Raw genomic sequence first — 22,668 nt, forward strand, 5'->3', positions numbered from 1 at the left:
AAATTGAAGGCTAGCTAGAGAGGTGTCTTTCCACCATACCCGCTACCAGGTATGGGGATTAAACTGTGCCACCTTAAGCCCATATCGGGGACCTTCTTGGCTGACGTAAAGTTTCACTGTTACTTAGCTACAGAATCTTTTAACAGTTAGCTCACAAAGGCAGAAATCATGATAAACCACAATCAGAGCCGGAGGTGGTCAGGGGTGGAGCCGGCCGTGAAGGTGGTGTTTGCTGGTGAATTTCCAGCTTACACCACGGGCGACTTTGAAGACACGGGGCCTTCGTGGCTTCAAATCGAGCGAGAAGACTGGTGTTCTTCCAGTCTGAAGCGTCCCCACAGCAGGCGGAATCCCTGACCACCGGAGCGCAATCAATCCAGTATAGTGATCGCCCATGTGGCACACTGCCAGAATTTCCCGCTATTCAATTGTCGATGAGTGCCTTATACTTGAGAGATGAGACGTGTGTTGGCGGGTAGCATTGCCGGCCAGCACCAACAGTAGAAAGGAAGAGTCATTCATATGGACGCAGATCATCTTTCGGTCCGGTTAGCTACCGTGGCCAAATACGTATTACCGGGGAGCCGCATCGCTGATATCGGCACGGATCACGCCTATTTACCCGTTAATTTAGCTAAGCGCGGCGTCATCGCCGGCGGAGTCGCTGGTGAAGTTGTGCCCGGTCCCTTTAAGAATGCCCAACGCGAAATTGAACAGACTCAGCTGACCGACAAGATTACTGCCCGGTTGGCTAACGGTTTAAAAGCCATGGAACCCAGCGATAACATCGACACGGTCGTTATTGCGGGGATGGGTGGTGCGTTGATCACCCAGATTTTGACGCAGGACTTTGATCGCTTAGCTGGTGTTAACCGGTTGATCTTACAGCCCAACGTGGGGGAAATGACGCTGCGCACGTTCCTGATGACCCATGGTTTTCAGCTACAAGCGGAAGAAATTGTGAGCGAAGATGGTCACGACTACGAAATTTTGGTGGCTGACCGTGCCGACCAACCTGAGCAATACACTGAGGAACAGTTGCGGTTTGGACCGTTCTTGTTGGCAGCCCACAACGCAACCTTCATCGCCAAGTGGCAACGGGAGTTGAAGCGCACGAAAGAGGTTCTCCAACAAGTCCAATCGGCCAAGGAGGTTCCCGCAGCGAAGGTCGCAGAACTACACACGAAAATCAGTGAAATTGAGGAGGTCTTGCAACGTGTTGGTGCGTGAGTTAGTTGACCGTTTTGAACAATTTGCTCCTAAGACGTGGGCGGAGCCCGGTGATCCCGTTGGCCTGCAACTAGGCAGTCTCGATGCCGAGGTTCACAAGGTACTGGTTACCTTGGATGTCCGGCCTGAGGTAGTTGAAGAGGCGATTCAGGTGGGGGCGGACTTTATCTTTGCCCACCATCCAATGGTCTTCCATCCAGCGAAGAATTTGGACTTGGCCGTACCGCAGAATCAGATGTATGCGACGTTATTAAAACACGACATCACGGTCTACGGCGCCCATACCAACTTAGATAGTGCGCCGGGCGGTATGAACGATTGGCTGGCCGCAGCGCTCGACCTGCAAAACGTTCGTGGGTTGGTGCCCAGTGGTGGCAGTACCGCCACGCCGGCCATTACCATGGGTCGGGTGGGCGACCTCGCGGAGCCGACGTCGGTCATGACATTTGCTGAACACTGCAAGACGGTCTTCAACGTTCCCGGGTTGCGGCTGATCAGTCACACGCCCGATGCCGTGGTGAAACGCGTTGCTGTGCTTGGTGGCAGTGGTGGGCCGTTCTATCAAGCGGCCATTGACCACGGGGCCGACGTTTACGTGACCGGGGACATCTCGTATCATCCCGCCCACGATATGATTGCGGCGGCATTGAACGTTATCGATCCTGGTCATCACATTGAAAGCATTTGTAAGCCACACCTGACCCAGCTTTTTCAGGACTGGGCGGCTGAAAACCACTGGCCAATCACCGTGGTGGCCTCACAATTAAATACTGACCCGTTTACTTTTATTTAATTTTGAAAACGGGTAAACTAAAACTAGTATCGAATTTGATTGAGGAGTGATTTATTTTGGCAAAGTATGAAAACTTAATCCCCCGTTTCTTGAAGTACGTCAAGATCAATACGCGGTCTGACCCTAGTTCGACCACGATTCCCTCAACGCCCCGTTTGACGGCGTTTGCTGAGGGCTTGGTTAAGGACTTAGAAGCCATTGGGTTAGAGAATGTGCACATCAACGCGCAATCCGCTTACGTCTACGCGACCTTGCCGGCCAACACCGACAAGCAAGTCAAGAAGTTGGGGTTCATTTCCCACTTTGACACGGCTGATTTCAACAGTGAAAACATTGATCCACAAATCGTTGAAAACTACGACGGCAAGTCTGTCATTAAATTGGACGCTGCCGGGAAATACACCCTAGATCCAGCTGTCTTTCCCAATCTGAAAAACTACCAGGGCCACACCCTGATCACTTCCGACGGGAGTACCTTGCTGGGGGCCGACGACAAGTCCGGGGTTGCTGAAATTATGGCAGCCATGGAATACCTGTTGGCGCACCCAGAAATCAAGCACGGTGAAATTGAAATTGGCCTGGGGCCCGATGAAGAAATCGGTACTGGTGCTGATAACTTTGACGTTGCCGATTTTGGGGCTGACATTGCGTACACCGTCGATGGTGGTCCGTTAGGTCAGTTGGAATACGAAACCTTTAACGCAGCTGACGCGCAGGTAGAGGTTACCGGGACGAACGTGCACCCGGCCGAAGCCAAGGGCGTCATGGTCAACGCGTCACAGGTTGCCATGGACTTCCATGCAGCTTTGCCAGAACATGATCGGCCAGAAAATACCGAGGGCCGCGAAGGGTTCTTCCACCTTTACAGCATGAACGGAACTGTTGATACGGCTCACCTGAGCTACATCATTCGGGACCATGACCGGGCCATCTTTGAAGACCGGAAGAAGCTGTTCCAAGGGGTCGCCGACCAGTTGAACCAACAATACGGGTCCGACCGAGTTCACGTTACCATTAAGGACCAGTACTACAATATGCGTGAAGTGATCGAGAAGGATATGACGGTGGTCGATTTGGCTAAGGAAGCCATGGAAGACTTGAACATCAAGCCCCTGATCTTCCCTGTTCGTGGGGGGACTGACGGGTCCAAGATTTCCTTCATGGGCTTGCCAACGCCTAACCTGTTTGCCGGTGGCGAGAACATGCACGGCCGCTTCGAGTACGTTTCCGAACAAACCATGGAACAAGCAACTGACGTGGTGATCAAGATTGCGCAACTCTCAGAACAACAGGCTTAATTTAATTAGTCAAAATTGGTCAAATTATTTTGATTTTTGGTCAATATCAGTTAGAATATGAGTGAAAAATGGAGGTTATCCTAAGGGTGGCCTCTTTTTTAGACCCACTTAAATTTGCAACTTTAATTGAGGAGGAGTTTTGATGAATCCAGATAAAATGACTGAAGCCTTAACTGCGGCCTTGGGTGAGGCCCAACGCATTGCGATGACGCGTAAGCACCAAGCGGTCACGGTCGCGCACCTATTCAAATACTTGATTCAACCCGGAGAACTTGGCCGCGAGATCTTGTCCAATGCTGGGGTAGATATCAACGCCTTAGACGGTGAGTTAGACCGGGAGCTGGATGGTATCAGTACCGTCTCCGGTAGCGGCGTCCAGTACGGCCAAGAATTTTCCCGTAACCTGACCGACCTCTTACAGAAGGCCGACAGCATTCGTGAACGCTACCACGATGAGTTCATGGCAATTGACGTGGTCGTCATTGCGTTGATGCAGCTGAGCGGTGAGAACCTGACGGATTACCTGAAGAGCCAGGGCATCACCGAGCAAATGGTCCGTAACGCCGTAGATAAATTACGGGGCGGCGAACGCGTTACCTCAAAGAATCAGGAGGACCAGTACCAGGCCTTGGAGAAATACGGGACCGACCTGGTCAAGGCGATGCGCAGTGGGAAAATCGACCCCATCATTGGGCGGGATGACGAAATTCTCTCGGTGATCCGCATTCTTTCTCGGAAGACCAAGAACAATCCCGTGTTGATTGGGGAAGCCGGGGTTGGTAAGACGGCCATCGTTGAAGGCCTGGCCCAACGAATCGTGCGGGGGGATGTTCCCGACAACCTGAAGGACAAGACGATTTTCTCCCTGGACATGGGTTCTCTGATTGCGGGGGCCAAGTACCGGGGGGAGTTTGAGGAACGGTTGAAGGCCGTTTTGAAGGAAGTCACCAAGAGTGACGGTCAAATCATCATGTTTATTGATGAGATTCACAACATTGTGGGGGCCGGTAAGGCTGAAGGTAGTATGGACGCTGGGAACCTCTTGAAGCCAATGCTGGCTCGGGGCGAACTGCATTTGATTGGGGCGACGACTTTAGACGAATACCGCGAGTATTTGGAAAAGGACAAGGCCCTCGCCCGGCGGTTCCAACGGGTTCTGGTCAACGAACCGAGCGTTGACGACACTGTCACCATCTTACGAGGCCTGCGCGAACGCTTTGAAATTCACCACGGGGTCAAGATTCACGACAACGCGTTGATTGCGGCGGCCAAACTGTCCGACCGCTACTTGACGGACCGCTTCCTGCCCGATAAGGCGATTGACTTGGTCGACGAGGCCTCCGCTTCCATCCGGGTGGAAATGAATTCGGCTCCCACGGAACTGGATCAAGCTCGGCGGCAATTGATGCGGATGCAGGTCGAACAGACCGCGCTGAAGCAAGAAACGGACGACGCCTCTAAGGAACGTCTGACCGAGTTGCAAAAGGACCTTGCGAACACTAAGGAAAAAGTCGATAAGTTGAGCGCCCGGTGGAATCAAGAGAAGACGGCCATCAAGAGTGTTGGTGACAAGAAGACTGAGCTGGACACAGCCAAGCGGGATTTGGAGAATGCGGAAGCCCAGTATGATCTGAACAAGGCGGCTGAATTGCAACACGGCACGATTCCTAAACTGGAAAAGGAATTGGCTACCATGGAACAACAGGAGGAGCAACAACAGGGTTGGTTAGTTTCGGAATCCGTCACGGAAAATGAGATTGCCGCGGTAGTCAGTCGCATGACTGGCATCCCCGTCACCAAGTTGGTACAGGGTGAACGAGAAAAACTGTTGAAGCTCGCCGACCGGTTACATGACCGGGTCGTAGGACAGGACCAAGCCGTTTCAGCAGTGGCTGATGCCGTTCTGCGTTCCAGAGCGGGGTTACAGGACCCGACGAAACCACTTGGCTCGTTCCTCTTTCTGGGACCAACCGGGGTCGGAAAAACCGAACTGGCCAAGGCGTTAGCGGCCAACCTGTTTGATAGTGAAGACCACATGGTCCGCATTGATATGTCTGAGTATATGGAAAAGGAATCCGTCTCACGGTTAGTCGGGGCTGCCCCTGGCTACGTGGGCTACGAGGAAGGCGGCCAACTAACCGAGGCCGTTCGGCGGAACCCTTACACCATCGTGCTGTTTGATGAAGTTGAGAAGGCTCATCCGGATGTCTTCAACCTGCTCCTCCAAGTCTTGGACGATGGTCGTCTGACTGACAGCCAGGGACGGACCGTGGACTTTAAGAACACCATCTTGATCATGACCTCCAACCTGGGGTCAGACATCCTGCTGAAAGGGACCGACGACCAGGGCAACATTCAACCGGCAGCCCAACAACAAGTGGCTCAGCTTTTACAGAGTCACTTCCGGCCAGAGTTCTTGAACCGAATTGATGAAACGATTATGTTTACGCCACTGACATTGGCCGATGTGCAACAAATCGTGGTCAAATTGATCGGTCATCTGGCCACCCGGCTTCACGAACAGTCACTAGACTTAACCAGTACGCCAGCGGCTCAGGCCTGGATTGCCCAGAAGGGTTACTTGCCAGCCTTTGGGGCCCGACCACTGCAACGTTTCATTACGACGCACGTGGAAACGCCACTGGCAAAGGAATTGATTGCGGGTAAGATTCCAGCGGACAGTTTGATCACCATTGATGTGGTGGACGACCAACTGACGTTTACGCATCAACCCCAAGTCAAAGCGGCTAAGGATTAAGCAAATTTGCATTTGTACGAAAGAGTCTGGCCTAGAGCTGGGCTTTTTTTTGCTGGGAAGCGCTCGAATTGATGGGGTTGTCTGTGAGAATAGCTGGCAAATGAGCTTAGCCGTTGGCAGAGAAGTTAGTGGGGATGCTGACGAGAGACTGTCGGTAAGCGGCGATTAGAACCGCTTCAACACGGTTGAACGGATCATCCGGTTGTCAATTGGAAGTGCGCAATGCGTTAATTTTAGAGCGGTGATCTGATTATCTAGGAAGTATGTTTTAACAACTAGCGAACAAATGTTCACCCCGGGTAAAATCCGCCCCTTTTTCTGGTATAATAGCGATAATGAGATTTACAGAGAGGAGAATCGACCATGTTTGTTCCTTTACAGGTCCTAAGTACTTATAGCTTGTTACAGAGCACGAACCGCATCGACCAACTGGTACAAACGGCGAAAGATCGCGGTTATACGGCGTTGGCGTTGACGGATAAGAACGTCATGTACGGGGAAGTTGCCTTCTATAATGCCTGTCAACGGGTGGGGATTCAGCCATTACTAGGACTGTCCCTGACGACTCAGAGTTTGAGTGGTGCCGAGGAGGACCAGGAGTGGTTGTTTATTGCCCAAGACTTTACCGGTTATCAGCAGCTGATGCAGTTGTCGACGGCGTACCAGGTAGCCCAGGGGGCCGTTGATCTACACGAGCAGGTCGCTAATCTGAGTCATCTCAGCGTTATTGCACCATTAGACAGTGAGGCGCATCAACTTCTGGCGGCTGGGGATGAAGCGGTGGCTAGTCGCGTCTTAAAGCAGTTTCAAGACTGGCACGTGGGGGCTCTAGCCGTGGGAATCGGGGCTAAGGCCGATGCGCCCTTACAGGCAGCGCTCCAACGGGTGGCAACGAGCGTTCAGGCGTCATTAGTTGCGCTGGCGCCCGTCGACTACCTCAATGCCGATGATCACTTTGCTGTGACGGTCTTACGGGCCATTGATGCTGGTGCCACGATCAGTGACCCCGAGGCTGAGCAACAGAAGACGGGGGAGCATTGGCTACGCCCGGCTCAGGAACAGGCAGAACGGTTCAATGCGGCTGGCCTGCAGTCAGCGGTTCAAGCTACGGCCGACCTGGCCGCTAAAAGCCACGTGACGTTGCAATTTAAGCAGCCCCAATTGCCCGAATATCCGACGCCTAACCACCAGCCCTCACAAGAGTATCTGCGTGAACTCTGTCAACAGGGCCTTCAGCGACGGCTGCAAGCAGATGGGATCACTGACACTCAGCCCTATCAGCAACGCTTAGAGCGCGAACTAGGCGTCATTCACCGGATGGGGTTTGACGATTATTTTCTCATTATTTGGGACGTCATGAACTACGCCCACCGCGCCCACATTCAAACGGGTCCAGGGCGGGGGTCTGCGGCGGGCTCCTTGGTCGCGTACGTTTTAGCGATTACCGAGGTTGATCCGTTGGCGTATAACCTGTTGTTTGAACGTTTCTTGAACGAGGAACGGGCCCAGATGCCCGATATTGATCTGGATATTCCGGATGACAAACGGGAACAGGTCTTGCAGTACGTTCACGATAAGTACGGTCATTCCAGAGTGGCTCAGATCATTACCTTCGGGACACTGGCGACTAAGGCCGCGTTGCGTGACGTTGGGCGGGTCCTGGGGATGCCACCGTATACGTTGAGCGATTGGAGTGCGGCCATTCCCAATCAATTGCACATTACTTTGCAGGCGGCCTATGACCAGTCACAAAAGCTCCGTAACTTGGTAGCGGATAGTCCGCAGAATCAGTTGCTGTTTGCGACGGCTCAGAAGCTAGAGGGATTGCCCCGTCACTATTCGACCCATGCGGCCGGCATCGTGTTGAGCCAAGGACCGTTGACTGAGCTCGTCCCCCTGCAACCGGGAAGTGAAGACCTCCTGATGACGCAGTATCCCAAGGACACTGTGGAAGCAGTTGGTCTGCTCAAGATGGATTTCCTAGGACTGCGGAATCTCAGCATTTTAGCCAACGCTCTGGCACTGGTTAGAAAACAGACGGGACAGGTGCTCGATATCAATCAAATTGATTTAAATGATGCAGCCACCCTCAAGCTCTTTGCCCAGGGGGAGACAAATGGCGTCTTTCAGTTTGAATCTTCAGGGATCAAACGGGTCCTGCGTCAACTTCAACCGGACAGCTTTGAACTAGTGGCCGCGGTCAATGCCCTGTACCGGCCGGGGCCAATGGAAAACATTGATAGCTTTGTTCGGCGGAAACACGGTCAGGAACCGGTCACTTATCCAGCCGAGGCCTTGGCTCCCATCTTGGGACCGACGTACGGTGTCTTGGTCTATCAGGAACAGGTCATGCAGGTGGCCTCCGTCATGGGAGGCTTCACGTTGGGTGAGGCCGACTTGCTTCGCCGGGCAATGAGTAAGAAGAAGAAACAGACCATGGACGCCATGCAGAAGAAATTTGTTACTGGTGCCCGTCAATTGGGTTATGACGAGGACGTGGCCCAAAAGGTCTTTGCCTATATCGACCGGTTTGCCAACTACGGTTTTAACCGGTCCCATGCGGTGGCCTATAGTAAGCTAGCCTTCCAATTAGCTTACCTGAAGGCCCACTATCCGGGACCATTCTACGCAGCACTCTTAAATTCGGTGGTCAACGTGCCAGTTAAGACGAAGATGTACTTGACGGAAGCTAAGCGGCACGGTGTTGGCATTCAGCCGCCAGATATCAACCGGTCGACGGCCTACTTTAATTTGCAGGGAGCCGACATCATCTTTGGGTTAAGCAGTATCAAAGGGGTGCGAAAGGACTTCCTCAGAGAAGTCTTAGCCGACCGGCATGAGAATGGCCCATACCGCGACCTCCACCAGTTCCTGCAACGGATCGATGGCAAGTATCGAAAGGCGGACCTATTAAACGCGTTGGTCTACGCGGGGGCGTTCGACGGCTTTGGCCATAACCGGGCAGAATTATTGGCGGCGTTACCGGAGTTCATCAGTAGTGTGGAGTTGTCTGGGGACAACGTGGAGCTCTTTGCGGCGTTAGCGCCGAAGGTCAAACCGTTGCCAGACCTCGACTTGATGACCAAACTAACGCAGGAGGAATCCGTACTAGGTGCCTATTTGTCCGGACACCCGGTCGCCCAGTACCAGGCGTTGGCCGAGAAAATTCACGCAGTTCCCATCACAGAACTAGCCGAGAACGCGCGGGTGGCTGTCGTGGTCTACGTGACCAAGATTCGGACGATCCGGACCAAACGGGGTGAACCGATGGCGTTTCTGACTGCCAGTGATGAGACAGCCGACGTGAGCATCACAGTCTTCCCCAATCAGTATCGGCAGGCCAGCGAGTGGCTGAAGACCGATCAAGTCGTTGTTGTCAGGGGCAAGGTCGAACAGCAACGTGGCCTACAGATCGTCGCAGATCAGGTCACGTTAGCTGAGACCATGCAGGACCAGTTGGCGCCTAAGCTGCCCAATGGGGCCCGGTGGTTTGTTCGGGTAGATGCCCAACACGATGAGCGGAATATTGCGGCGAAATTAGGCCAATTTCTGACTACACATCATGGGGATGTCCCGGTGATCGTCTACCAACCGCAGACGGACCAAAAGCGAGTCTTGCCGCGGAATCAGTGGTTAGCGGGGGATGCAACTTTAGTTAGTCCCCTGGAAGAATTGATGGGCAGCGGTAATGTTGTTTTTAAGAATGGATAGACCAATTTTGCGAAAAATACCTCTGGACTATTTGTACCGGCTTTAGTATGCTTATACCAATGATTGATAACAAATATTTCGGGAGGTATTTTTTCATGCAATTATCCGTAAAAGTATATTCAGATGGTGCCGAATTATCCGCAATGAAGGCTGTAGCTGCTCAGGGACTCGTCGAAGGGTTCACCACGAACCCTAGTTTGATGAAGGCGGCGGGGATTACTGATTACCTGTCATTCGCGAAGGAGGCAGTTGCGACCTTCCCAGACCAATCGATCAGTTTCGAAGTCTTTGGTAACACGCCAGAACGCATGTTAGCTGAAGCCAAATTACTTTCGTCCCTCGGTAGTCACGTAGCCGTTAAGATTCCGGTTATCCGGGCCAACGGGGAAGACAATGGCGATGTGATCAGTGAACTCTCAGCTGCTGGGGTCCGGGTAAACGTGACGGCGATTACCACGTTAGATCAGGTGAAGCTAGCAGTTGCTAGCCTGGATGAAGCAGTGGGCGGGATTGTGTCCGTCTTTGCAGGGCGGATTGCGGACACTGGCGTTGATCCATTGCCACTGATGCGACAATCAGCAGACCTCTGCCACACCAAGGAAAATGTCGAGTTACTGTGGGCCAGCACTCGGGAAGCCTTTAACATCGTGCAGGCTGACCAAACTGGCTGTGACATCATTACGGTGCCACCCAAGATTTTGGGCAAGCTAAACAAGTTTGGTAAAGATGCCCTGACCGTTTCCGTGGACACGGTGAAAACCTTTGATCAGGATATCGCCGAATTAGGTTTCACGATTCCGGTCGAAGCAGAAGTCTTAAAGTAAATTAAAAATTATTCACTTGATAACCTACCGATTATATAATCAGTAGGTTTTTAAGTATCATGAGGCCCGCCACGACGGTGAAAACGTTTACTTTGAGAATTTGTGTACAATCGGGCGAAAATTCGGTAAACAAAGGCGACAATAAATTTCAAAAGTGATAGAATAATTTTGGAAACAAATTTGTGCCGAATGTTTCGGCCCGTTAATTTTGTATAAAATTGCCGAGCCGTTCGTGCCAATTCTAAAGGAGAGATTTTTCTAATGAAGAAAACCAAGATCGTAAGTACCCTTGGCCCCGCAAGTACTGACGTTGATACGATTGTTAAGTTGATTGAATCAGGCGCCAACATCTTCCGGTTCAACTTCTCACATGGTGACCATGAAGAACACTTGGGTCGTTTGGAAAACGTCCACAAGGCTGAAAAGATCACTGGTAAGACCGTTGGTATCATGTTGGATACTAAGGGTGCTGAAATCCGGACCACTGTTGAAAAGGGCGGCAAGCTCCAATTCAAGACTGGCGACAAATTCCGTATTTCAATGGATGCCTCACTTGAAGGAACCAAGGAAAAGATTGCTGTTACTTACCCTGGTTTATACGATGATGTTAACGAAGGTGGCCACGTCTTATTCGATGATGGTTTACTGGACTCAGTTGTTGAAAGTAAGGATGACGCAGCTAAGGAATTAGTTGTTGTTGCTCAAAACGATGGTGTTCTGGGTTCCCGTAAGGGTGTTAACGCTCCCGGCGTTTCCATCAACTTACCTGGGATCACTGAAAAGGACTCCGATGATATTCGTTTTGGTTTGGATCACGAAATCAACTTCATCGCTGCTTCATTCGTTCGGAAGCCTCAAGATGTTATGGACATCCGTGAACTTCTTGAAGAAAAGCACATGGAACACGTGCAAATCTTCCCTAAGATCGAATCCCAAGAAGGTATCAACAACTTTGATGACATCATCAAGGTTTCCGATGGTTTGATGGTTGCTCGTGGTGACATGGGTGTTGAAATTCCAACGGAAAACGTGCCTTTGGTACAAAAGGCTTTGATCAAGAAGTGTAACTTCTTAGGTAAGCCAGTTATCACGGCTACCCAAATGTTAGACTCCATGCAAGAAAACCCACGTCCTACACGTGCCGAAGCATCTGACGTTGCCAACGCCGTCTTTGATGGTACTGACGCAACTATGCTTTCTGGTGAAAGTGCTAACGGTGAATACCCAGTAGAATCCGTTGCTACGATGAACCGGATCGACATCAAGGCTGAAAATGCTTTGAAGGACTTTGGTCGTGACAACTTGAACTTCGACAACGGTGACGTTACCGAATCAATCGGTGCTTCCGTTGCTCGTGTTGCTAACGAATTGGGCGTTAAGACCATCGTTGCTGCAACTGAAAGTGGCTACACTGCCAAGATGATTTCTAAGTACCGGCCAAATGCTGATATCTTAGCTGTTACCTTTGACGACCGGACCCGTCGTGGTTTGATGGTCAACTGGGGTGTTTACCCAATCGTTACCGAAAAGCCTTCAAACACTGATGAAATGTTTGACCTGGCTGCAGCCAAGGCCGTTGAAACGGGCTTAGCTAAGGAAGGCGACTTGATCTTAATCACCGCTGGTGTCCCAGTCGGCGAACGCGGAACGACTAACTTGATGAAGATCCAATTGATCGGTTCAAAGTTAGTTCAAGGCCAAGGTGTTGGTGACGACACTGTGATTGGTAAAGCAATCATCGCCGACTCCGCTGCTGATGCAAATGCTAAAGTCGTTGAAGGTGGTATCTTGATTGCCAAGAACACCGACAAAGACTACTTGCCAGCTATCGAAAAGTCTAGCGCCGTTATCGTTGAAAACGGTGGGTTGACTTCTCACGCAGCTGTTGTTGGGATTTCCATGGGGATTCCTGTTATCGTTGGCGCTACTGGTGCCAGCGACAAGATCTCCGATGGCGAATTGATCACCGTTGACTCACGTCGCGGTATCGTTTACCACGGTGCTTCCAACGCGCTTTAATTTGAGATAAACCTGTTATTAAAAACGGACCCTCTGTCGGGGGTCCGTTTTTTGCTGCACTGAAGTTGGAAATCTTTGAAAATTGTGATGATTGCCGTTTCCGACGATGGGGCGGCATCAATCAGCTGTGGGGACCGCCTACGGCCTGAGGGGCGGTCCTCCGGTTCGACTTTAAGCCTTGAAAAACACAAGTCTTAAAGCTCGTCCCATGCTCTAAGCTGGTTCCCAGCTAAGACCATTGACACAGCTGATTGATGCCGCCCCATCTCTGGTCACTGATATTGTCAGTAACTTTAACATTAATTTTCGAGGTTGCTGTTATACCGGTTAACGCCTGTTGGTCGCTGTCGATGAAAGTGAGTAAAGGCATTACGTCAAACACTTTTGGAATTAAGAAGTTATCTTAGATGCAGTGAGCTTTGCGTTGGTACGTCAAGGCTTATCCTTTGTATCCGATAACAACTTTTCTGTGTCAGTGGTGGGTGGCTTGTAGGATGAAAGATATCGGTCAGAAGTATCTGCAAGTCTGCGGATAATGAATGAAATTTTAAAAAGCCACAGTCTAAATCAACGTCCACCTAATTTTACAACGAATTTCAATTCCAATAATGCCAGAAACATACCGTCAAAGCCGGAGGTGGTCAGGGGCGGGGACAGCCGTGGAAATGGCGTTAGCTAGCGTTTTGTGCTAGCTTAGGCCATGGGCGAATTTCAAGACACGGGGGTTTCGTGGCTTGAAATCGAGCGAGAAGCCCGCACCTGGGCTGAAGCGTCCCCACAGCAGGCCCCGCCCCTGACCACCGGAGTGCGATGTTTTGCTGAGTTTGGTGTCATCATTTTTACCGGTAATTCTTTCGAACTTTAGTGGGATTAAAGCTCGCTAGTTGGACGGTTTCCGTGTAAAATAAGGGGTAGACACTTTTGAACGGTAGACTGGGAAACCAGTAGAATTGAGGAGATTATGGAAGAACTATTAGGCCGCATCATCGCGGGCAAAGTTACCGATGAAAATGAAAAAGATTACTACGTCCAGGTTGCCGGGACGACCTTTCGGCTGGATAAATCAGAAATTAAGAAACCATTGAAGTTAGGCTCAACCTTTAAGGGATTTGCCTATGAGAATGAAGACCATGACATGCAGATTACCCGGGACGCACCAGCCGTTCAGGTCGACCATTATGGCATGGGAACGGTCGTCCGGAGCCAACGGACCTTAGGGGTCTTCGTCAACATCGGTTTGCCTAACAAAGACATCGTCGTTTCACTGGATGACCTACCTGATATCATGGAATTGTGGCCCCAACAGGGTGACCGGTTAATGATTGCTTTGCGTGAGGATGCTAAACAACGCCTCTGGGGTGTCTTAGCTGACGGTGAAATTTACCAAGCTATTGCCCAACCAGCCAAGAAGCACATGCAGAACGCCAACGTGGTCGCTACCGCTTACCAACTGAAATTAGTTGGTACCCGAGTGATGACTGAGAACAATGAATTGGGCTTCATTCACCCATCCGAACGGGAAAAGGAACCCCGTTTAGGTGAAGAATTACACGCCCGCGTAATTGGTGTCCACGAAGATGGGACGTTGAACCTGTCCTTACGTCCACGGACTTACGAAGCCATTGATGATGATTCAGCAATGTTGCTGGCTGCTTTGCAACACAGTGAGGACGGCCACTTGGAATTCAGCGATAAGAGCGATCCAGCTGCCATCAAAGCGTACTTTGGTATCAGTAAGGGTCAGTTCAAGCGAGCCATTGGTCACCTCTTGAAGGCTCGAAAAATTACGCAACACGATGGGCAATTATGGCTGGTTTCTGAAGCTGAAGAGGACGAGTCGACGACTGACTAGGAGGCGCGTTAGATGACTGAACTGGCGAATCAGACGGCGGACTTTGCCCACTACCTGCGGGTCGAGCAGGGGCTTGCCGAAAATTCAGTCACGAGCTATACGCAGGAATTACGAAATTTTGCGCAGTATTTGTCGCCTAAAAAAATCACCGATTTTAAACGGGTCGACCGGCTTCAGGTCATGGCGTACTTGAGTGCACTGACCGCTGAGGGCAAGTCTCGCAATTCAGTGATTCACGCGGTCTCGGCTCTGCGTAAGTTTTATCGTTACTTGATCCAGACTCACCAGCTGACAGATAATCCGATGGCTAACGTGGCGGCGCCTAAGCACGCCCAACACTTACCGGCCGTGCTGACGGTGGCCGAGGTCGACCGTTTGTTGGCGGCACCGGATACCAGCAATAAGTACGGACTGCGCGATCGGGCGATTCTGGAGGTCATGTACGCAACGGGGCTACGGGTCAGTGAGCTGGTCCATTTAAAATTAGCCGATCTGCACCTGGAGATGGGGTTGATTCAGACCCTGGGTAAGGGTGACAAGGAACGGATCATTCCAATCGGCGACGTAGCCAGCGACTGGATCAACCAGTATTTGGCACACAGTCGACCGGTATTACTGAAACAGCGCACCAGCCCGTATTTGTTTTTAAATGCACACGGTGGTGGCCTGTCGCGGCAGTCCATCTGGCAAAAAATCAAGCAGTACGTGGCGTTGGCTGACATTCAAAAGGATGTCACGCCGCATACACTGCGGCATTCATTTGCCACGCACATTTTGGAGAATGGCGCAGATTTACGAGTTGTTCAGGAATTGCTGGGTCACGCGGACATCACGACCACCCAGATTTACACGCATATTTCAAAAAAACGGTTACTGAATGTTTATGATGCGTATCATCCACGCGCCTAGCCGTTACGGCAAGGGGGTGGTAAAGTATGAAGACGATTGGAATGGAGGGGGACCATGTTACTTAAATATCGGAGCGATTATCAAAAGATTGCGATGGGCATGTTGAGCCTGTTGCCGAATTTTAAGGACTGGGACCGGCTGCAAAAGGAATTGGCATGGTACCAGGCCGGCGATGACCGGAACCTTTATCTCTGGAAGGACGAGCACGACGACTTCGCGGGAGCTCTGGGCGCAGAAGTGCAGGGAGACTACCTGGTCGTTCGGTTGATTACGTTGATGCCAGATAAGCAGTTAACGCGAAACACCTGGCAGATGCTAGATGAGTTAGCCACCACAGCGCCGGACAGGCGGTTGATGGGAACCCTAACGACGGCCAAGATTATTGCAAAATGGGAGTTTTACCATGGACAAAGCCACAGAGAACGGTCAACCGCTGATTCAGGTCAGTGATTTTGAGGGCCCGTTAGACTTGTTGCTACACTTAATTAAAACCAATGAAATGGATATTTACGATATTCGGATAACGACGATTACCAGTCAGTATCTGACCTACTTGCATCAAATGCAGGAACTGCGGCTAGATATTGCTGGTGAGTACTTTGTGATGGCGGCTAATTTGATGGCCATTAAGGCGAAGCTGTTGTTGCCCAAGCCAACGACGGTGGATCCTGTCGATGAAGATGCCGGTGAGGATCCCCGGGAAGACTTGGTCAATCAATTGTTGGAGTATCAACGTTATAAGCAAGCTGCCCAGGAGCTGAAGAAGCGCGCCATAGCTCGACAGGAACACTTCACCCGACCTGCGATGGCCGTACCGGAATCGGTGACGTTGTCGGTTGCACCGGGTATTCAGACCAGTGACTTGCAGGCGGCTTTGACCAAACTAGTTCACCGAGCAATGATTGCGAAGCCGGTGACCCAAAATATTCATCAAGAACATTTTACGATTAAGGCTCAGATGGCGACCGTCTTGACCCGCTTACAACGAGCCAAGCACCCCATCGACTTTGACAAGCTGTTGGCCGGGGCACCGGCTTTAGAAGAAGTTGTGACGACCTTCTTGGCAGTCTTGGAACTGGCTCGTCAACGACAAGTCCAGTTACAACAGGTCAACCGCTTGGCACCACTTCAGGTTGGATTTTTAAAAATGGAAGGAAGTTATGGACCCGATGTCACCCCTAGCACAGATTGAAAGCCTCCTGTTCGTCAGTGGTGACGAAGGCATTACCGTAGCTGATTTAGCAGCGGCTACGGGCTTATTACGACCAGCCATTTTAGCCAGCTTGGAACGCTTAGCCGAGAAGTACGCGGCGGATACGGATTCCGCGCTGGAGTTGATGGTCAACGATACGACCTATCGACTAGTGACCAAGGCGGCCGCTGGCGAGGTCATCAAACACTACTTTGAGAACCCACTTAGTACCAACCTTTCGCCAGCGTCGCTAGAAGTCTTAGCAATCATTGCGTACCGGCAGCCAATTACCCGCATCGAAATTGATGAGATTCGGGGCGTCCAGAGTTCATCGACCGTGCAGAAATTAGTTCTGCGGCGGCTGATCGAAGACGCTGGTCGTTTGGATGAACCCGGCCGACCAAAGGTGTACCGGACGAGTGCGTATTTCTTAGATTACTTTGGGTTGACGACCTTAGATGAGTTGCCACCTTTGCCAGCGGCAGCTACACCAGGAGACACCACTGACGAGGGCGATGGCGGCGATTTATTTCTGCAAGCCTTCAATCAGCAATTAAATCAATCAGGAGATGAAAGTTAATGGAACGACTACAAAAAGTTTTAGCCCACGACGGGGTTGCCTCACGTCGACAGTCAGAAAAGTTGATTATGAGCGGTCGCGTAAAGGTTAACGGCACCGTGGTCACTGAGCTAGGAACCAAGGTCGGCGTTCACGACAAGATTCTGGTTGATGGTGTGCCGGTCACGACTGAAGCACCGGTCTACGTGATGCTGTACAAACCTCGAGCGGTTATTTCAACGGCTAATGATGAAAAGGGCCGCAAGACCGTGGTGGATCTCATTGAAGATATCCCCCAACGGATTTACCCAGTGGGGCGGTTAGATTATGATACGGCTGGTCTGTTGTTATTAACGAACGATGGCGAGCTGGCTAACCGATTGACCCACCCTAAGTACGAAGTTGAAAAGACTTACGTGGCTCGGGTTACAGGGACCCCGACGAACGATGCGATGCGGCAACTCCGTCAAGGCATGACCGTCGACGGGGAAGTCTATGCGCCAGCTAAGACTAAGTTGTTAAGCAGTGACCCTAAGAAGAGGTCTTCTATCGTCCAACTGATTATTCACGAAGGTAAAAATCACCAAGTGAAGAAAATGTTAGAGGCGGTCGGTTACCCGGTTGAAAAACTCAAGCGAGAAAAGTACGGTAATTTGACGTTAAAGGGGCTCAATGCCGGGGAAGCCCGCTTACTGAAACCGGAAGAGGTCAAAGAACTCAAACAGGCTACTGGGCTGATGTAAGCTTTTTCATTGACAGACTTTCTAAAAGTTAGTATATTTAACTTGTAATAAATTTAGGTTCATCTTCAGGGCAGGGTGCAATTCCCGACCGGCGGTAAAGTCCGCGACCCGCGCAAGCGGTTGATTCGGTGCAACTCCGAAACCGACAGTAAAGTCTGGTATGCAGAAGATGAGACATTGCTTTTTGCGTATCCTTTTTAGCGTAAACTCCAAGGTCTCGCCCTTCTGTGGTGAGGCCTTTTTCTATGGGCGCACCGCGAAAGATGGCCGCAAGGAGGAACAAGAGTTATGGAAAACAGTCGTAGTGGTTTAAGCGTTCGGGCAATGGTGGAAATGGCGTTATTCGCCGGTATTTCCTATGTCTTGATGTTTGTGGCGTTACCTATCGTGCCCATTGTGCCGTATATGAAGCTTGATCTGAGTGATTTGGTCGTGCTGATTGGCATGAGTGTCTTTGGTCTAGGTGGCGCGATCCTGATTGCAGCAGTCAAAGAGCTACTGTACTTTGTGACGACCGGTATGGACGTTGTGAACTTAATTGGGGTGATGACGGCGTTTATTGCTGATCTAGCTTTAATCGTGCCGATTAGTCTAGTACTAAAGCGGCGAAATCCTTCGCTGACCCGGCAAATCCTAGCCGTGGTTTTAGGGACGCTGAGTCTGACCGTAGTGCTGTCATTGGGTAATTGGTTGGTCATTACGCCACTGTACTTAAAGGTCCTAAACATATCGATTGGCTTGCCCGTTAGCAAGTTAGTCCTGTTAGGGGTTATTCCGTTTAACTTGATCAAGGGGGTCGTTTTAGGAATTCTCTTTATCCTGTTGACCCGCCGGATGGCACCTTGGTTGGCTAAACACACGACATTATAAGCACATCTACGCTGGTTGGATGCTGGTGGCTGGCAGGGATTCCACCTGCTGTGGGGACCGGTGCCAGCCTGAGATGCGGTCTGGCACCTCGATTTGAAACCTTGGCAAATCACCAAGTCTTCAAGCTCGTCCCACGCTGTAGGCTAGGTGAAAAACACTAACCAACACCGTCGACACAGTCGGTTCCATCCCTACCAACCACCAGTGACAACGGTTGTGGTTATGTTGTTCAGTGATAGTTGGTATCTTGATGACAACAATTCTGGTAGAGTGGGTAGGCTGTTAGTACCTCAATTAGGCCAAAGGAAAATACTACTTACCTGAGCTAAACTAGCTGGGTTTGGAATCAAGTAAGAGGAGTCGTAGGTACGTGCAGTCCCGCCACTCACCCTAGCCACATTTCAGTTAAGGACAGTGTAGCCGAAGGGTGCCAGGAGTGTAGGCAGCTGTGTCGACGCAGTTGGTTGGCGTTCTATGCCGACCTACTGCGTGGGGCGAGCTTGGCGCTTCGTCGGGTCCTGACGAGGTGTCAAGTCGAGGAAAAAGACCGCTTCTTAGGCTTTTTCCGGTCCCCACAGCAGGCTACACTCCTGGCGGCCGGAGGCGGTCAAGGTATAATAACTAAAATAATAAAGAAATTTGAAGCATCAGGGGTTGGCAGGTCTGCCGGCCCCTTTTCTTATGGTAAACTGGTAGCAGACTAAATTTAACGGAGGTGGCCCATGGACCCGGCAGACTTATTGCAACTACTAAGTGAACACCAAGACCGGCGGCTGCGGGTCATCGAGAATTTATTGCGAGGACGGCGAACCGTTTCAACCCTGTACTGGGGGTTACGGTACGACTTACTGCCACTATTGAATCTGGCGAAGTCCTTGGACCGAGGAGCGTTGGATGGTCCAGCCCAGTCATTGGCACAACAGGGATTGATTGCCGGAGATTCAGCGGAAGGGGTCGTTCATCTGACTGAGCGGGGGCAAATGGCCGCAACGAACACGACTTATTACCGACCAATTACCCGACAAAATTGGGCCAACGTGGATTTGGTGGCGGTACGGCAACGTTTACTGTTAGCAGTCCAGGTGACGTCACAGTACGCACATAGCACCTCGCGTTACTATCCCTTAGCGACTGATCTAACCACCCGGCAAGCGGTTCGGCGGTGGTTTCACCGCGTTAAAGGTCCCGATTTAGCGGGCAAGCTTAACGAGGCATTGGTCACCAGTCTCCGTCAGTTGCCGGCAGAGACGGCCGCAGTTGTGACGGACCAATTTACGGGTTACGAACAGCCTGGCTATACGGTCAGTCAATTGGCACAGAGCACTAACCGTTCGGCTTGGGAGATCCAGCTGATGCATTTTGATGGGGTTGCCCAGATTGCCTTGGCTGCCCAAGAATCACAGCATCCGCTCCATGACTTATTTCAGCCATTGTGGGCGGTTCCCGTGTCACGCAGCGCCCAACAGACGCTACAAGCAGTTGAGGCTGGCGGGGATTTGGCACGGGTGGCACGGGTCCGTAAGGTCAAGCTATCGACAGTACGGGAGCACCTGCTTGAGGCGGCCATCATGTTGCCGGCCGCAGACTTTCCGTATGATCAGGTCTTATCGGAAACAGTTCGCCAGCAGTTCGCGGCCACGGTGACTGGACCCATTGATACCTGGCAATACATGGAATTACCCGCAGCAATGCGCGATGAGCTTGATTTCTTTTATTTTCGGCTTTATGCCATCTGGCGGATGAAACGGGGGGACTCAGAATAGTGGAAACTTTAGAAGCTAGTTTAGAAAAAGTTTTCGGATTTAGTACGTTTCGTTCTGGTCAGAAGGCTGCGTTAACCGCCTTAGAATCCAACCAGGATACTTTGGCCATTCTGCCGACCGGTGCTGGGAAAACACTCGTTTATCAGCTTTATGGTTATCGGCATCGAGGGTGTGTGTTGATTGTCTCGCCATTGTTATCGCTGATGAACGACCAAGTCGATCGGATGCGGATCAGTGGCTTCAAACGAGTGGCCGCCATCACGTCACAGACTGGGTACGTGGAACGACAAGTTATCTTGGAGCGCCTGAACGATCTACAATTTCTCTTCCTATCACCAGAAATGCTGGCGCAACCCCAAATGTTAGCTCGAGTGGGGCAACTCGACCTCAGTTTATTGGTAATCGACGAGGCACACTGTATTGTTCAGTGGGGGCCAGATTTCCGACCAGAGTATTTATTATTGGGCGCAATTCGGACCAAATTAAATCAACCGCTGACGCTCATGCTGACGGCCACGGCGGGCAAGGTGACCCGTCAAGAAATTTCAAAGCAGTTGCGGTCGCAACCACAGGTAGTCACTGAGTCCGTCGACCGCCCCAATATCTTTCTAGACGTTGAGAATGTTGCAAATGAGGCCGAGAAACAGAGCCGCCTGCAGGCATTGGTGACCAAGCTGCAGTTACCGGGGGTCATTTACTTTTCGAGCAAGCAACAGGCGACCGATACCGCGTTGTGGTTGCAACAGACTACTGGCGTGCAAGCCGCGGCCTACCATGCGGGGTTAAGTGGTGAGGACCGCTTCCGAATCCAGCAACAATTTATGACGGGTCAACTCGACTTGATCTGTGCGACCAGTGCGTTTGGCATGGGCATCGATAAGAATGACGTCCGATTTGTGATTCATTATCATCTGCCGGCCGACCTGGAAAGCTACGCGCAAGAAATTGGCCGGGCCGGTCGTGATGGGCAGCCCAGCATCGCTATCTTGCTGTACGCACCGGGTGATGAGCAGTTACCCCTGGCATTGGGTCAGTCTAATCGACCAGATGAGGAAACGATTGCCCGATACTACGCGCATCCGCAGAGCTTTGCGGACGATGACCCGGTGATTCACCTGTTGGCTTTTTACCGGGGTCATGGCATCAGTCAAGCGGCAGTTACCCAGCTGTTTACGCGGCGAGAAAAGGAACGGAATCGGGCATTGGCGAATATGTTAGCCTATGCCCGAGAACGGCGGTGTTTGCGACAAGTCTGGCTGCAAGCTTTTGATGAGACCAGTCCGGCCCATTCGGCAGCGTGCTGTGCGCCGGGAGAGGTGGCCCTTGATTTGGACCAGCTGAAGCTCTTGCGTCAACCAGCTGCGGTGACTGAAAATGCGCCGACCGACTGGGAAACCCGACTTAACCGGTTATTTTAGTAAGAATTTAAAGAATTAAGGTATCTGGTATGGTACAATTACGGGTGAAAGTTTTTCAGGGAGGTTAGATGATGAGTCAGAAGCGTGACGATCAAACGTCGAAGGATACGAAGGATAAGGAGTCCCATCCTTGGGATCAGTCGTTTGCCGATGATCGGGACGATCAGGGGAACCTGTCACGAACGAGAATCCGGCGGCAAAATCACGGGAATACCATGGTGACGGTCGTATTAGTTGCCATTATCATCGTGATCGCAGTGGCATCATTAGTTTATGGGTTAGCACGACAAAGTGCCGTGAATAAGCCTGAAAATCAAAGTACGGAGCAGGTCGCAGATGGCTCATCGAGTTCTTCTAGCAAGCGTTCCAAGAGCTCGACGAGTAGTCATAAGCAGTCTTCTTCCAAGAAAACCGCTTCATCTAAGACGGCCAGCTCAAAAAAATCAACAACTTCAACCACGACTGCTAGTTCGGCAAAGACGACTAGCAGTTATTCGGCTACGAGTAGCGCCACCACTAAGCCGAACAAGACCAGTTCAAGTGCCACCACTACCAGTAGCAGTACGAGTACGTCAACTGGTAGCAAAAAGTACGCAACTGTTGAATCTGGACAAGGGGTTTACCGGGTCGCCACGAACGCGGGCATTTCTGTTCAAGAACTCTTACAGTTGAACGGACTGTCTTCAGCCTCATCGTTACATCCCGGTCAGAAGCTGCGGGTAAAATAGG

Annotated in this window: 17 protein-coding genes and 1 riboswitch; all 17 genes read left to right on the forward strand. The window is 51.2% G+C overall.

Annotated features, from left to right (window positions below; translation table 11 throughout):
- Window positions 1-522: 522 nt before the first annotated feature.
- Window positions 523-1,230 (forward strand): tRNA (adenine(22)-N(1))-methyltransferase, encoded by a 708-nt coding sequence (locus EKM75_RS09235; protein ID WP_125693992.1) that lies wholly within the window; start codon window positions 523-525, stop codon window positions 1,228-1,230.
- A complete protein-coding gene (locus EKM75_RS09240; RefSeq protein WP_125693994.1) occupies window positions 1,217-2,023 on the forward strand; it encodes a Nif3-like dinuclear metal center hexameric protein in 807 nt (268 codons plus the stop codon). The genes EKM75_RS09235 and EKM75_RS09240 overlap by 14 nt, the downstream gene beginning before the upstream one ends.
- A gap of 56 nt (window positions 2,024-2,079) precedes the next feature.
- Complete coding sequence (pepT, locus tag EKM75_RS09245) at window positions 2,080-3,321, forward strand: peptidase T (RefSeq protein WP_125693996.1); 1,242 nt, start codon at window positions 2,080-2,082, stop codon at window positions 3,319-3,321.
- A 142-nt stretch (window positions 3,322-3,463) separates the two neighbouring features.
- Window positions 3,464-6,079 (forward strand): ATP-dependent chaperone ClpB, encoded by a 2,616-nt coding sequence (gene clpB, locus EKM75_RS09250; protein ID WP_125693998.1) that lies wholly within the window; start codon window positions 3,464-3,466, stop codon window positions 6,077-6,079.
- 363 nt (window positions 6,080-6,442) lie between these two features.
- Entirely contained in the window at window positions 6,443-9,790 is a 3,348-nt protein-coding gene (gene dnaE, locus EKM75_RS09255) for a DNA polymerase III subunit alpha (RefSeq protein WP_125694000.1), read from the forward strand.
- 95 nt (window positions 9,791-9,885) lie between these two features.
- Window positions 9,886-10,614 (forward strand): transaldolase, encoded by a 729-nt coding sequence (locus EKM75_RS09260; protein ID WP_125694002.1) that lies wholly within the window; start codon window positions 9,886-9,888, stop codon window positions 10,612-10,614.
- Between the two features lie 261 nt (window positions 10,615-10,875).
- On the forward strand, window positions 10,876-12,633 hold the full coding sequence (pyk, locus tag EKM75_RS09265; protein WP_125694004.1) for a pyruvate kinase: 1,758 nt from the start codon (window positions 10,876-10,878) through the stop codon (window positions 12,631-12,633).
- A gap of 961 nt (window positions 12,634-13,594) precedes the next feature.
- Window positions 13,595-14,485 carry a CvfB family protein gene (locus EKM75_RS09270; protein WP_125694006.1) on the forward strand — a complete coding sequence of 297 codons (891 nt, stop codon included), beginning with the start codon at window positions 13,595-13,597 and terminating at the stop codon, window positions 14,483-14,485.
- Window positions 14,486-14,497: 12 nt separating this feature from the next.
- On the forward strand, window positions 14,498-15,394 hold the full coding sequence (xerD, locus tag EKM75_RS09275; protein WP_125694008.1) for a site-specific tyrosine recombinase XerD: 897 nt from the start codon (window positions 14,498-14,500) through the stop codon (window positions 15,392-15,394).
- A gap of 54 nt (window positions 15,395-15,448) precedes the next feature.
- Window positions 15,449-15,844 carry an N-acetyltransferase gene (locus tag EKM75_RS09280; protein ID WP_125681252.1) on the forward strand — a complete coding sequence of 132 codons (396 nt, stop codon included), beginning with the start codon at window positions 15,449-15,451 and terminating at the stop codon, window positions 15,842-15,844.
- On the forward strand, window positions 15,798-16,586 hold the full coding sequence (locus tag EKM75_RS09285; RefSeq protein ID WP_125694010.1) for a segregation and condensation protein A: 789 nt from the start codon (window positions 15,798-15,800) through the stop codon (window positions 16,584-16,586). Before EKM75_RS09280 ends, EKM75_RS09285 begins: the two co-directional genes overlap by 47 nt.
- Window positions 16,564-17,166 carry an SMC-Scp complex subunit ScpB gene (scpB, locus tag EKM75_RS09290; RefSeq protein WP_125694012.1) on the forward strand — a complete coding sequence of 201 codons (603 nt, stop codon included), beginning with the start codon at window positions 16,564-16,566 and terminating at the stop codon, window positions 17,164-17,166. Before EKM75_RS09285 ends, scpB begins: the two co-directional genes overlap by 23 nt.
- On the forward strand, window positions 17,166-17,888 hold the full coding sequence (locus tag EKM75_RS09295; protein ID WP_125694014.1) for a pseudouridine synthase: 723 nt from the start codon (window positions 17,166-17,168) through the stop codon (window positions 17,886-17,888). The genes scpB and EKM75_RS09295 overlap by 1 nt, the downstream gene beginning before the upstream one ends.
- A gap of 57 nt (window positions 17,889-17,945) precedes the next feature.
- Window positions 17,946-18,063: riboswitch (FMN riboswitch) on the forward strand.
- Window positions 18,064-18,176: 113 nt separating this feature from the next.
- Entirely contained in the window at window positions 18,177-18,758 is a 582-nt protein-coding gene (locus EKM75_RS09300; protein WP_125681260.1) for an ECF transporter S component, read from the forward strand.
- Between the two features lie 722 nt (window positions 18,759-19,480).
- Complete coding sequence (locus tag EKM75_RS09305) at window positions 19,481-20,521, forward strand: helix-turn-helix domain-containing protein (protein WP_125694016.1); 1,041 nt, start codon at window positions 19,481-19,483, stop codon at window positions 20,519-20,521.
- Complete coding sequence (locus EKM75_RS09310; protein ID WP_225426694.1) at window positions 20,521-21,939, forward strand: RecQ family ATP-dependent DNA helicase; 1,419 nt, start codon at window positions 20,521-20,523, stop codon at window positions 21,937-21,939. The genes EKM75_RS09305 and EKM75_RS09310 overlap by 1 nt, the downstream gene beginning before the upstream one ends.
- Before the next feature lie 71 nt (window positions 21,940-22,010).
- On the forward strand, window positions 22,011-22,667 hold the full coding sequence (locus EKM75_RS09315) for a LysM peptidoglycan-binding domain-containing protein (protein WP_125694021.1): 657 nt from the start codon (window positions 22,011-22,013) through the stop codon (window positions 22,665-22,667).
- The last annotated feature ends 1 nt before the right edge of the window (window position 22,668 follow it).

This window comes from Levilactobacillus tongjiangensis, assembly GCF_003946345.1.
In the GTDB taxonomy this organism is placed as follows: domain Bacteria; phylum Bacillota; class Bacilli; order Lactobacillales; family Lactobacillaceae; genus Levilactobacillus; species Levilactobacillus tongjiangensis.